This is a genomic window from Maribacter spongiicola, from assembly GCF_004364165.1.
Lineage (GTDB): Bacteria > Bacteroidota > Bacteroidia > Flavobacteriales > Flavobacteriaceae > Maribacter > Maribacter spongiicola.
This window is the reverse complement of record NZ_SOAY01000017.1, coordinates 20,726-34,020: the sequence shown is the minus strand read 5'-3', so window position 1 is coordinate 34,020 and position 13,295 is coordinate 20,726. Positions and strand designations below refer to the sequence as shown.

General features: G+C 34.3%; 10 protein-coding genes. 5 read left to right on the top strand and 5 right to left on the bottom strand.

From position 1 onward, the window contains the following. Positions 1–87 precede the first annotated feature (87 nt). Entirely contained in the window at positions 88–1,398 is a 1,311-nt protein-coding gene (locus CLV90_RS18385; RefSeq protein ID WP_133688978.1) for a M20/M25/M40 family metallo-hydrolase, read from the bottom strand. A 173-nt stretch (positions 1,399–1,571) separates the two neighbouring features. Between CLV90_RS18385 and CLV90_RS18380 the strand changes: the two genes are divergently transcribed. Next, complete coding sequence (locus CLV90_RS18380) at positions 1,572–3,059, top strand: sodium:solute symporter (RefSeq protein ID WP_133688977.1); 1,488 nt, start codon at positions 1,572–1,574, stop codon at positions 3,057–3,059. Here CLV90_RS18380 and CLV90_RS18375 read toward each other — a convergent pair. The 4 genes from CLV90_RS18375 to CLV90_RS18360 all read right to left on the bottom strand — a co-directional run bounded on the left by CLV90_RS18375 (position 3,056) and on the right by CLV90_RS18360 (position 6,917). Beyond that, a complete protein-coding gene (locus CLV90_RS18375) occupies positions 3,056–3,415 on the bottom strand; it encodes a CoA-binding protein (RefSeq protein ID WP_133688976.1) in 360 nt (119 codons plus the stop codon). The two genes, CLV90_RS18380 and CLV90_RS18375, sit on opposite strands and share 4 nt — an antisense overlap. Positions 3,416–3,809: 394 nt before the next feature. Then, entirely contained in the window at positions 3,810–4,820 is a 1,011-nt protein-coding gene (locus CLV90_RS18370) for a 3-oxoacyl-ACP synthase III family protein (RefSeq protein ID WP_133688975.1), read from the bottom strand. A gap of 117 nt (positions 4,821–4,937) precedes the next feature. Continuing rightward, complete coding sequence (locus CLV90_RS18365; protein ID WP_133688974.1) at positions 4,938–6,248, bottom strand: ABC1 kinase family protein; 1,311 nt, start codon at positions 6,246–6,248, stop codon at positions 4,938–4,940. A 15-nt stretch (positions 6,249–6,263) separates the two neighbouring features. After that, the gene (locus tag CLV90_RS18360) at positions 6,264–6,917 is read right to left on the bottom strand and encodes a TetR family transcriptional regulator C-terminal domain-containing protein (RefSeq protein WP_133688973.1); all 654 of its coding nucleotides are present in this window, start codon (positions 6,915–6,917) and stop codon (positions 6,264–6,266) included. Positions 6,918–7,287: 370 nt separating this feature from the next. Between CLV90_RS18360 and htpG the strand changes: the two genes are divergently transcribed. The 4 genes from htpG (at position 7,288) to CLV90_RS18340 (ending at position 13,284) form a co-directional block, all read left to right on the top strand. Continuing rightward, positions 7,288–9,177, top strand: coding sequence for a molecular chaperone HtpG (gene htpG / locus CLV90_RS18355; protein WP_133688972.1), 1,890 nt, complete (start codon positions 7,288–7,290; stop codon positions 9,175–9,177). Positions 9,178–9,273: 96 nt separating this feature from the next. Beyond that, complete coding sequence (locus tag CLV90_RS18350; protein ID WP_133688971.1) at positions 9,274–10,683, top strand: hypothetical protein; 1,410 nt, start codon at positions 9,274–9,276, stop codon at positions 10,681–10,683. A 154-nt stretch (positions 10,684–10,837) separates the two neighbouring features. Continuing rightward, the gene (locus tag CLV90_RS18345; protein ID WP_133688970.1) at positions 10,838–11,473 is read left to right on the top strand and encodes an MOSC domain-containing protein; all 636 of its coding nucleotides are present in this window, start codon (positions 10,838–10,840) and stop codon (positions 11,471–11,473) included. 17 nt (positions 11,474–11,490) lie between these two features. Further along, positions 11,491–13,284 (top strand): DUF885 domain-containing protein, encoded by a 1,794-nt coding sequence (locus CLV90_RS18340; protein ID WP_133688969.1) that lies wholly within the window; start codon positions 11,491–11,493, stop codon positions 13,282–13,284. Positions 13,285–13,295: the final 11 nt, after the last annotated feature.

Here is a 13,295-nt window from a genome sequence, read left to right as displayed (position 1 = left end):
TAACATTTAAAAAACTAGAACATATAATTACTGCACAGAAACCATCTAAACCAAGAAGTGTTTTCCATACATCAAAAATTCTAAACGTTATTTGTCAAGACCAGCTTCTATCACCGTAAGTAATAATGCTAATTTTATGGCTTCTGCTCCATTTTCGTTAACCCACCATTCATGAAGCGAATGTGCGCCGCCCCCTACACCTCCTCTACCAATAGTTATTGCCGGAACACCTAATGAAATTGGAATGTTACCATTTGTTGACCCTCTGGTAAGACTTGGTTCATACCCAAATGAACTAGTGGCACTAATGGCACGCTGAACTAACGGAGTTTTTAACGAGAGTTCTCCAGATGGTCTGTCCCCAATCTTTATTAATTCTAATGATATTTCATCATCAACACCTGTATTATTATACTCCTCTAAAGCGGTCTGCATTGACTGTTTAAAAATTGCCTCGACCTCATTTAATCTGCCACTATCTACTGATCGCATATCAACTTCCATCCAAGATTCAAAAGGAATAGAATTTACAGAAGTACCTCCTCCCATTCTACCTATATTAAAACTTGTTTTAGCCCCTTCATCTGTAAATACTTTTGCATTCTCTGTAAATTCTTTTATTGCGAAACCAAGCGCATGATGAGGATTTGCCAACCCAAATGCTCCCCATGAGTGACCTCCTTTTCCTTTGAACAAAGCTTTATATCTAACCGAACCCAATCCTGCATTATTAACCCTACAAATAGCACCACCATCAATTGATATCCAAGAATCTATTTTTACCGCACCTTCTCTAAACAAATGCTTAACACCACGTAAATCTCCTAAACCTTCTTCACCCACTGTACCAACGAACCAAACATCTGCCTTGGTTTTTAAATCAGCCTTTTTTATTGCCTTAAAATTAGCAATCAACATAGAGAGTCCTCTTGTATCATCACCTATACCAGGTGCATATAGGGTATCTCCTTTCTTCTCTACTTTTACATCTGTACCTTCAGGAAAAACAGTATCTAAATGCGCATCTAAGACAACTACCTTACCACCATCTGTTCCTTTTTTAATTCCTATAACATTACCGACCTCATCTATGGACACGTTTTCTAAACCTGCTTCAACTAACATATTTTTAAACGCTTCTGCTCTTTTAGCTTCCATGAATGGCGGAGCAGGTATTTCGGTCAACTTAATTAAGTCTTTCTCCGTTTCATTTTCAATTGCGTCTATAAACTCAAAAGCACTTTTAATACTTTTATCTTTTAACAGCTTTCCAACCTCTTTGTTAATTTTCTTATCCGCTATTACACTTTCCTGACCAATCAATACATTACTAACTAATAAAATGATTATCAATAAGGGAAGTAAAGCCCTGTTCTTTAAAAGAAATTCTCGTCGCATGATTATTTTAGTTTATAATTTAATACTGTAAAAGGTATCAAATTTTAATGTGTAAAGAAATGTTCGACTAGTTTTTCATTTACTTATTAAAGTATTCTCAATTTAAAATTTAAGATTTTAAGTTATCGTACTAGCTCCTCTAACTTTTTGTAATTTGGCTCAAATTTTACACCATGAACGCCTCTCATATTTTAATTTTAATTTCTGGTTACTTTGTTTTGCTTTTGATTATCTCCTATTTCACGGGCAAAAATGATACTAACGAAGATTTCTTCAAAGCCGGTAAGCAATCCCCGTGGTATTTAGTGGCGTTTGGTATGGTGGGCGCATCATTATCTGGAGTAACCTTTATTTCTGTACCGGGTTGGGTCGATGCTTCTCAGTTCAGCTACATGCAGGTTGTTTTTGGGTACTTTTTAGGTTATATGGTTACCGCTTTTGTACTTCTTCCTATTTATTACAAACAAAATGTTACTTCAATTTACCAGTATTTAGATGATCGCTTTGGTTTTGTAAGTTATAAAGTGGGCGCTATTTCATTTTTCATCTCTAGAGTTCTTGGTGCTGCATTTCGCCTTTTTCTAGTGGCTATCGTTTTACAGCAATTCGTATTCGATGCTTGGAACGTTCCTTTTGAAATCACTGTAATTCTGTCCATCTTACTAATTTGGATTTACACTTTTAAAGGCGGAATAAAAACTATTGTTTGGACGGATACCTTACAAACCCTATTCATGCTGGTATCTGTAGGGCTATCGATGTATTTTATATTGGATAAAATGAACTGGACATTCATAGAGTTTATAAACTCTAAAGAATTAGGACAGTATAGCAAGACCTTTTTTACAGATGACCTTTCTTCTAAAAACCATTTGGTAAAATCATTTTTAGGCGGAATGTTCATTACCATTTGTATGACTGGACTTGATCAAGATATGATGCAAAAAAACCTAACGTGTAGAAATCTAGGTGAAGCTCAAAAAAATATGGTCAGTTTTAGTATTGTACTAGTAGTAGTCACTTTTGTGTTTATGCTTCTCGGTGCCTTGCTATTTATTTATGCAGATGCACACAATATAGCACTACCACTTATGGACGGATCACCGAAGTCTGACCTACTATTTCCAGAAATAGCATTAAACAGTGGCTTAGGTATAACAGTTGCCGTTACGTTTATGCTCGGTTTAATCGCGGCAGCCTATAGTAGTGCAGACAGTGCACTTACCTCGTTAACTACATCATTCTGCATCGATTTTCTTAATACCGAGAAGAAATCTGAATATATAGCAAAAAAGACACGTAGAATAACACACATTGGCATGAGCGTCTTATTAATTCTAGTGGTCATCTCTTTTAAATATATATTGGATAAAAATGTAATTGACGGATTATTAACCGTTGCTTCATACACGTATGGTCCATTATTGGGATTATTCTCTTTCGGAATTTTCACAAAACATCAAATAAAAGATAATTATGTATGGATCGTTGCGCTAGTTTGTGTGTCGATAATTCTAATTTTAGCAAAGTTGCCAAGTGACTATTTTGGTGGTTATATTTTCGGTTATGAACTTTTACCGATGAATGGTCTATTAACCTTTGTCGGATTATGGCTCATTCGTAAAAAAAAGACAACCGCTAACATTAGCGATATCGCCTAATATTGACCAGTACCCAATAACACCAATGTACAGGCAACATCCACCTCTATATCGTTATTTTCCAATAGCTTATAGAACTCTGGATTTTCTGTGCCAGGATTAAAAATCACCCTTTTCGGAGCCAAAGAAATTATATTATTATAATATTCTTCTTGTCTTTTTGGATTTATATATAGGGTAATTGTATGAATATCACTAATTTTGTCTAAATTATTGCTGATAGTGACTCCTGAAACCTCACCTTCTCTTAATCCATAAGCTAAGGTTTCAACCCCCGAATCAACCAGTCTATGTATCGCTAAATTGCTATATCGATTTGGTTTTAAGGAGGCTCCGAATACTAGGGTCTTTTTCATGATAAATTAATGTTAAATAATATAAATTCTGTAACTAATTAGGCAATATTTCGTCTATTAGTAAAGTTAAATACTCTACGAGTATAAAGATTTTGTTGGTAACGCTATATGTTTATAGTTAATGGTTAGTGTTTAGTATAGCCTATCAGCATTTGAAGCCCGGCTTCCAATTCATTTTGGAATGTTCGGGTTTCTTCTTTTCAAAGCTTTTCTAAACTTACCTAAATATCTAAATTATATTGAAAATGAGATAATTACCTATTTCTAGTAACAATAGAACCTTTATTGCGTCTGTTACTGTATATAGGGATATTTAATAAAGAAGATTGGTTGGTTTTTTCTTATTGAGTAAAACTATATAGCACCCATAGCTAATACTATGGGTGCTTTATTATTACCATCTTATGATGACACTGCCCCAGGTAAAACCACTACCAAATGCAGCTAAAACTACTAAGTCTCCACTTTTCACTTTACCTTCTTCCCATGCCTCTGTAAGCGCTATCGGAATAGATGCAGCTGTTGTGTTACCATATTTCATAATATTATTGAAAACCTGGTCATCACTTAACTGAAATTTCTTTTGAATAAATTGAGATATTCTCAAATTGGCTTGATGCGGTACCAATAAATCAATATCGGTGGCATTCAATTTATTTTTCTCCAAACCTTCTACAATAACTTCACTAAAACGAACAACTGCATTTTTAAATACAAATTGACCGTTCATATGCGGATAGTAAGATTCGTCATTAGGATCGCTATCTTCAATGATATCGGTTACCCATCTATTACCCATACCAGGTGCAATTAAAGAAAGTTCTTCTGCATACTGACCTTCTGAATGTAAATGAGTCGATAATATACCTTTAGTGTTATCTTCTTCTCTTGTTAAAACTGCCGCACCGGCACCATCACCAAAAATTACAGAAACTCCCCTACCACGGGTAGTCATATCTAACCCATGAGAGTGAAGTTCTGAACCTATAACAAGTACATTTTTATACATACCCGTTTTTATATACTGATCAGCAATAGAGATGGCATACACAAAGCCAGAACATTGGTTACGTACATCTAACGCACCAACGGTTTTAATACCTAAATCTCTTTGAACCAATACACCTGGACCAGGGAAATAATAATCGGGACTCAAAGTAGCGAAGACGATAAAATCGATATCGTCTTTATCGATACCCGCTCTTTCAATTGCAATTTTCGCTGCTTTTACACCCATAGTTGTGGTGGTGTCGCCATCACCCTTAACTACATGTCTTCTTTCTTTTATGCCAGTACGCTCTTGGATCCAGGCATCATTTGTTTCCATCACCTTTGACAAATCATCGTTTGTCACTACGTTATCAGGTACATAATGACCTAAGCCAATTATTTTTGAATTATACATAGTAATATTTTAATCCTGATAAAGCTCAGGTAGAATTAGTGTTGCAATATAAACAACTATTAAGAATTCTATTTGAAAATATAACAATCATCTACTATCAATATGAGAGTAGTATAATTAGCTCAAATATTTCTTGAAGTCATTCACTTTAATATTAGCCTTTAAATCATGTAGTAGATTATAAAGACCAAAGAAGGTACGGTTCATATACAAAAAGTGCTTTGAACCTCTATTACCATTCATTTTTCTTATTTGCTTATCAGAAGAAAACTGTTCACCTAATGCTGCAATTTTACCCCAAAATACCTCGTCGCCAAAATCAAAATCTTCATTATGAAATGGTGATGTAAATAAACTTAACAACTGATGAAATATAGATTTGAAAAATAATATTTCGTCTGGCGAATCAGTAGGCATAAGAATTTCAAGTTCATATAACTTTTCGGTAAACTTCTCATCATTTGAAATCACCTCTGGTCGTGCCAATTCAAAATACGGTACGTAGAAAGAGTCTGGCACTTCTTTAATACAACCAAAGTCAATAGCAATAAGCTCATCATTTTCATTCACCAAGAAATTGCCAGGATGTGGATCTGCATGTACTTTTCGTAAACCGTGAATTTGAAACATGTAAAAATCCCAAAGGGCTTGACCTAATTTATCGCCAGTAGCTTGAGAGAAGCCCGTTTTTGTAAACTCACTTAAGTGTTTACCTGTCATCCAGTCCATCGTAATAATACGTGAACTTGATAGTTCGTTATAATATTTAGGAAAAATAATATTAGGTATTATCGAACATGCCTCGGTTATCTCTTTACTTTGTGCTACTTCTAATATATAATCTGTCTCTTCGACCAGTTTATTTTCAACTTCCTTAAAATATTTGTCTGAATCTTTACCTTTAAGATTGAACATGCGAATTGCAATAGGCTTCACAATCGCCAAATCACTACTTATACTTTGCGCTACGCCTGGGTACTGAATTTTTACCGCCAAATTTTTTCCGTCTTTGGTAGCTTTATGTACTTGTCCTATACTGGCAGCGTTTATAGAATCTTTATCAAAAGTGTCAAAAACCTCTTCTGGGTATTTGTCTAAATACTTTTTAAATGTTTTTCTAACTAATGGCGCAGATAAAGGGGGAACTGAAAACTGAGACAAAGAAAACTTCTCTACATATGCATTTGGCAGTAGATTTTTTTCCATGCTTAGCATTTGGGCAACTTTAAGCGCACTACCCTTTAAAGATTTTAATCCGTCATATATATCTGCGGCATTATCTTCATTTAATTCGTCTTTAGTCGTGTCCGGATTTATGATTTTTTTACCTAAATACTTGGCATAATTACCACCAATCTTAGCTCCGGTTTTCACCAGCTTGCTTGCACGCTCTATTTTTCCGGTAGGTATTTTATCAAGTGTTTTCAAATCGTATGGGTTAGATTAGGCAAAGGTTTCTTTGTAAAGAAATTTCCCAAAATCAAGAATATTCTCTAGTGGTGTGTTATCGAACACATCGAAAATAGTGTTTACAGATTTTTCAATAGCAACATCTGTTTTTTCAAAAGCCGCAGAGTCATCCGATTTCCAAAAATTCATTAAAAACATAGTTTGTAACCATGCCCCTTCTGAAAACAATTGGGGATTGTGTTTCGTAATTTTGAAATTCTTGCTCGCATTACCATCTGCAATCAAGCCCTTAGAGAACTCCTTAATGTTTTTTCTAAGTCCTTTTAACTGCTCCATATTCTTAAATGAACCAGAAGCATTTTCCATTATAAATAAGACGTAACTTCTATTTAGTGTCAGTACTTCGAAAAACGTGTAGAAAAACGTAAGCATCTTATCTCTATTGGTAAAATTTTGATAATCTTTATTTTTCTCGATCACACTAATCGTATTCATATAAAAAGTATCCCAAATCCCTTTTTTAACAGAATCTATGGAACCAAAATGAAGATAAAAGTCTGATTCTTCAATAGCGTTTACTTTACAAAACTTATAGACTGTTTTTGGCACATGTTCATTTTCTAAAACGTAGTCCATAAACATGGTTATAATTGTCTCTTTTGTTACTTTTTTAGCTTTTGTAGGCATATCGAATTTTTTTATATAAGGTACGATGCAAATTTAATAGTTAGCCGTTTTCATAAAACATTAGCTTTTATTTAGCAAAAACGTGCTATTAAAAAATAGCACGTTTTCAAAACAACCTAACCAATAAATAATCAACATGTGATTATGCTTAAAATTCTTTTTCATAGCACTTTTTCATAATCACATTACAAATATACATTATGTTTAACTTTTTTCAATATTTCATAAACAAAAAAATATGTTAAACTTTTAAAGGCAGCAAACTGTCAGTTTGTCATAATAAGCTATTGTGGTATTTTTTTTGACCAATCTCAACGAACAATCATTATTAATAATGGCCGCACTAACTGTGGCATAAAAAATATAAAAAATGGCAACAGGTAAAATTAATGTGTCCGTAGACAACATTTTTCCACTGATCAAGAAGTTCTTGTATAGTGATCACGAAATTTTTCTAAGAGAGTTAATTTCGAATGCAACAGATGCAACCTTAAAAATGAAGCACTTGACCACAATTGGCGAGGCAAAGGTTGAATATGGCAACCCGATTATAGAGGTTAAAATCGATAAAGAAGGAAAAAAACTTCACGTTATTGACCAAGGTCTTGGTATGACAGAAGAAGAAGTTAAAAAGTATATTAATGAAGTGGCGTTTTCTGGTGCCGAAGAGTTTTTGAATAAATATGAAGACTCTGCAAAAGATTCTGGAATTATAGGTCATTTTGGACTTGGATTCTATTCTGCTTTTATGGTTGCCCATAAGGTAGAGATTATTACCAAGAGTTATAAAGATGAGCCTGCCGTGCAATGGTCTTGTGACGGTTCGCCTGAGTTTATTATGGAACCAGCTGAGAAAGAAACTCGCGGTACAGAAATCATTCTTCATATTGCAGATGATTCTACCGAGTTTTTAGAAAATGGTAAAATAGAAAGCTTACTTAGTAAGTATAACAAGTTTATGCCGATTCCGATCAAATTCGGAATGAGAACTGAAACCTTACCTAAACCTGAAGGTGCAAAAGAAGAAGATCCTGCGCCAACGCAAGAGGTTGACAATATTGTGAACAACCCTAACCCAGCATGGACAAAGCTACCTGCAGACTTAAAGCCAGAAGACTATAAGAGTTTTTACAGAGAGCTTTACCCAATGCAATTTGAAGAGCCTTTGTTCAATATTCACTTAAATGTAGATTATCCTTTTAACCTTACGGGTATTCTATATTTCCCAAAACTTTCTAACGATTTAAATCAGCAAAAAGATAGAATTCAATTATACCAAAACCAGGTATTCGTTACCGATAATGTAGAAGGTATTGTACCCGAATTCTTGACCATGTTACGCGGTGTTATCGATTCTCCAGATATTCCATTAAACGTTTCTCGTTCATATTTACAGGCTGATGGTGCCGTTAAGAAAATATCTTCTTATATCACTAGAAAGGTGGCTGATAAAATGAACTCGTTGTTCAAAAATGATCGTGCCGAGTTTGAAGCAAAGTGGAACGATATTAAAATCGTTATTGAATACGGAATGCTTTCTGAAGATAAATTCTTTGACAAAGCAGACAAGTTTGCCCTTTACCCAACAGTAGATGGTTCTTACTTTACGTTTGATGAGTTACAAGAGAAAATAAAAGATACACAGACAGACAAAGACGGAAAAACAGTTATTCTTTACGCATCTGACAAAGAAGCACAACACAGTTACATTGAAACTGCGAAGGGAAAAGGTTACGAAGTGCTGTTATTAGATTCGCCAATTATCGGTCACTTAATGCAGAAGCTAGAAAGCTCTAAAGAGAATATTTCTTTTGCTCGTGTAGATGCTGACCATATTGACAAACTGATTCAGAAAGAAGAAACTCAAATCTCTAAATTATCTGAAGAAGAAAAAGAGACTTTGAAGAAAGAATTGGAAGAAGCAATTACAGATAAAAGCTTTACGGTTCAATTAGAAGCTATGGATAGCGATTCTTCTCCGTTCACGATTACTGAGCCTGAGTTTATGCGTCGTATGAAAGAAATGCAACAAACCGGCGGTGGCGGTGGTATGTTCGGTATGGGTGCCATGCCAGAGATGTACAACCTAATCGTTAATACGAATCATCCATTGGTTAGCGAGTTTTTAAATACAAAGACTGCAAAGAAAAAAGAGCGATTGATCAATCAATCACTAGACTTGGCGAAGTTATCTAAAGGCTTACTTAAAGGTAAAGCTTTAACCGAGTTTATTAAACGTAGCTACGAGATGGTAAAGTAAGTTCCATTTCCTATAATTCTTAAAAAAGCCACACATTTTTTGTAGTGGCTTTTTTGTTAAATGTTGTTATCTTTCAGTTGATAAACCATTGACCAAATGAAGAACGACTACCGTAGTAATAAATTTAAAAAACTACTGGATAACCTACAGCAAGAAAGCTGGCAACTAGAACTTATTATATCTGGGTTTGCCATTTATGGGTTAATAGCTGGATATGATTCTATAGAATTAGGATTATTAAAATCTGTTCAAAAAGAGGAAGGTTTTACTAGTTTTATGTTAAGCATACTTTTAACTAGTATGCTCATTTTAATATGTGTATTGTTAACCCACGTTGTCATAAGAGGCTTATGGATTGGAGCTATAGGATTAAGATATGTATCTGGAGATATTGATTATAAAAATTTAAACTACTCTGAAAAATTTACATCTTTCTTAAAAGACAAAGTAGGTTCGTTTGACCATTATATTTCTAAGCTTGAGAATATTTGTAGCACCTTATTTGCCTTAGCTTTCTTAATGATTTTCTATTTGATTTCATTTTTTACTGTAATCGGTTTTTATGCTCTAAGCGTGTATTATTTAGAAGGTTTAGAAGTAATCTCTGTTTCTTTACATACCACTGTTGAAACCATCTATAACACTTTATACATCACTTGCATTATTATTTTAGTGATTGATTTTCTAGGCGCTGGTTTTTTAAAAAAGTACAAATGGACATCAATAATATACTATCCTATTTATAGGGTATTTAGCTACATTACACTTTCGTTTTTATACAGACCCTTAGTATATAATTTCTTAGATCAAAAAAAAGCACGTTGGATCGGTATTTTAATGGTACCCACTTATTTTGTTGTTACTTTTTTTTCGTCCGGTTTTAGTACGTTACGATCCAATTATCTTGATCATGACCAAAATACTTCGCAACAATTTACAGGTAAAGAAAACTATGAAGACCAATTATTAAAAGATACCGATATGGTGAATTTTGCCTCTATACCCTCTAAAATTATAGAAAAATCTTATTTACCAATATTTATCAGCTACACTAATTATATGGAAGATGCTGTTTTTAAAAATGATTCTACACTTTTACCCGAAGTAGATGAAAGGGGTTTTGGCTTTCATTTATCTAATATGCAGTCAGCCTCAGGTGTAGTTAATTTTCACGTTACACCTGAAGACAATCTTGAAATTCAATCTAAATATTTGAAAATATTCGATTCTATTTTTAAAGTTCAAATAGACTCAAAAAAACAGATCAACCATTTCAATTTGACAAAAAACAAACAAGAACAGTTTGGTTTTGAAACAATATTAGATATAAATGAATTACCAAGAGGAAAACACTTTCTTAGAATAATTGGTCCGGATGAGAAGGAGAAAGGAGTTTTTGAAAGAGATACTCTAATCACTATACCCTTTTGGTATTTCCCTGAAAACAGTTCAACATCAAATATTCAAAACTCAAGCATTCACCTTGATTCCATAACCTCGAATTGAGACAAAAGTGAACCATCGATAAAATAGGGATTAAACAATTATCAGCTTTAATAAATAGCTAATAAACAGTTTTACTACTCGATTTTATAATAGTTACTTAAAGTTTAGATAAACCTTTTACTAGAAATACTAGTGCTTTTTTTATCTTCACCATATGAAGGTGATTTCAACAAACATAGGAGACGCTGTTACTTTTGAATGGAACGGCGCAACAGAACAAACCGGTATCTTCAAATACCCAACTTCTAAAAGTTTATTTTTAACTAAGAATGACGTTAAAGATGACACTGTTATAGATCGTGTGCACCATGGTGGCACCAACAAAGCTTGTTATCTTTTCTCTGCCGATTACTATGATTATTGGAAAAACCTTTACCCAGATTTAAAATGGGATTGGGGCATGTTCGGTGAAAACCTTACCGTAGAAGGTCTTGATGAATCTAAAATTCGCGTCGGCGATATTTATAAATTAGGCAAAGCTCTCGTTCAAGTTTCTCAGCCACGTGAACCTTGTTATAAACTAGGCGTGCGTTTTGAAACGCAAAAAATACTTAAAGAATTTATTACCCATAATCACCCAGGCACCTACGTAAAAATACTAGAAGAAGGTCTTGTATCTGCTGGTGATGAAATGATATTAGTTGAGCAATCTGAAAACACATTTACGTCTCAACAATTTTATGAATTGATGTTCGCAAAAGAAAAATCTAAAGATTTGCTTGAACTGTTCATGACCAACGAAGCTGTACCGCAATACAAAAAGGACAGATTCAAGAAATACCTATCTTAATTATAATTCTTAATTTAATGAAAAAGCTAATTATACTACTTGCCCTAACTGCTGGGCTGCATACTCAGGCTCAACTAACGACGAACGCAGAGGTTACAACCAACCCAACTGTTCACAATATTGGTTTCATGACCCTATTGGCGCATTATTATGATGACGGATTAAAACTGAATCCGTTAAATGCTACTTTTCAAGGAAATAATATATACAACGACACACTACCAAATTTTCTTTCTGATAATTACAAGAAAAGACTGTTCAACTACTATGAAACCTATTTAGAAAAAGCAGAGAAGTTTGACAATGCACAACTTTCTGAAAGTGAGCTCATGTCTAGAGCTATTTTAAAATGGGAATGCGAAGTCAATTTAGAGGGACTCGCTTTTGAGCAGTATACGCCGATAGATCAAATGTGGTCTATGAATTTAATGATGGGGCAGTTAGCTGGTGGCACTAGTGCACAACCTTTTAAGACGACCGATGATTATATAAACTGGAGCAAGCGTTTAGAAGATTATGAAGTTTGGTTGCACTCCGCTAAATCAAAAATGGAAGCGGGTATTAAGGCTAAAAATGTATTACCTAAATCTCTAATCAAAAAAGTATTACCGCAACTGGCAAGTGTTGCTAAAATTGAACTTGAAGAAAACTTATTCTATAGTCCCATTAAAAACTTCCCTGCCGATTTTTCTGATTCGGATAAGCAAAAATTAACTGAAGTTTACACAGCTGTTATTACCAATAAAATTATTCCGGCATATAAAGAATTGTATGATTTTATGGCTACCGAATATTTAAATGCAGGTAGAGAAACTAGTGGTATACAAGGAATACCAAATGGCGATGCATATTATGATCATCAAATTAAGTTGTATACCACAACAAATATGACGGCTTCAGAGATTCATGAAATAGGATTAAAAGAAGTGGCTAGAATTAGTGCCGAAATGGAAGCTGTTAAAAAACAGGTCGGATTTAAAGGTGACCTAAAAGCGTTCTTTAATGAAGTACGAACAAAAAAAGAATTGATGCCTTTTAAGGATCCACAAGAGGTAGTCGATAATTTCAACGCTATTCATAAAAGAATGATGCCAAAGGTAAATGCATTATTCAGCAAACAGCCAAAAACGCCTTTTGAGGTGAGACGTACAGAGGCTTTTAGAGAGGCTTCTGCAAGCGCGGAATATAACCCTGGCTCTTTAGACGGTACCAGACCTGGTATATTTTATGTTCCAATACCTGATGTAACTTCTTATAACACGTATTCTGATGAAGATTTATTCTTACATGAAGCAATACCTGGCCACCACTTTCAAGTTTCGCTTACTCAAGAAAATGAAGATTTACCAGAATTTAGAAAGACACTATGGTATAGTGCCTATGGCGAAGGTTGGGCTTTGTACACAGAGTCTTTAGGCAAGGAGTTAGGTCTATACACAGATCCATATCAATATTTTGGAATGCTTGGTGCTGAAATGCACCGTGCCGTTCGTTTGGTCGTAGATACAGGTTTACATTCTAAAGGTTGGTCTAGAGAAAAAGCTATTCAGTATTCTTTAGATAATGAAGCAGAATCTGAAGCTGGTATCACCGCAGAAATCGAACGCTATATGGCTAATCCCGGTCAGGCATTATCCTATAAAATTGGTCAACTAAAAATCATGGATCTTCGTGCTAAAGCTGAAGCTAACCTTGGTAAAGATTTTGATATTAAAGTTTTTCACGAAAAGGTGCTAGAAGTTGGTTGTGTACCATTAGCGTTACTTGAAGAAAAAATAATGAATTGGATCGCGGCGAATACCAAAGCGTAATTAGATAAAAG

Coding starts and splice junctions, on each gene's coding strand:
- CLV90_RS18385 (WP_133688978.1), bottom strand. CDS start 1,398: ATGCGACGAGAATTTCTTTTAAAGAACAGGGCTTTACTTCCCTTATTG.
- CLV90_RS18380 (WP_133688977.1), top strand. CDS start 1,572: ATGAACGCCTCTCATATTTTAATTTTAATTTCTGGTTACTTTGTTTTG.
- CLV90_RS18375 (WP_133688976.1), bottom strand. CDS start 3,415: ATGAAAAAGACCCTAGTATTCGGAGCCTCCTTAAAACCAAATCGATAT.
- CLV90_RS18370 (WP_133688975.1), bottom strand. CDS start 4,820: ATGTATAATTCAAAAATAATTGGCTTAGGTCATTATGTACCTGATAAC.
- CLV90_RS18360 (WP_133688973.1), bottom strand. CDS start 6,917: ATGCCTACAAAAGCTAAAAAAGTAACAAAAGAGACAATTATAACCATG.
- htpG (WP_133688972.1), top strand. CDS start 7,288: ATGGCAACAGGTAAAATTAATGTGTCCGTAGACAACATTTTTCCACTG.
- CLV90_RS18350 (WP_133688971.1), top strand. CDS start 9,274: ATGAAGAACGACTACCGTAGTAATAAATTTAAAAAACTACTGGATAAC.
- CLV90_RS18345 (WP_133688970.1), top strand. CDS start 10,838: ATGAAGGTGATTTCAACAAACATAGGAGACGCTGTTACTTTTGAATGG.
- CLV90_RS18340 (WP_133688969.1), top strand. CDS start 11,491: ATGAAAAAGCTAATTATACTACTTGCCCTAACTGCTGGGCTGCATACT.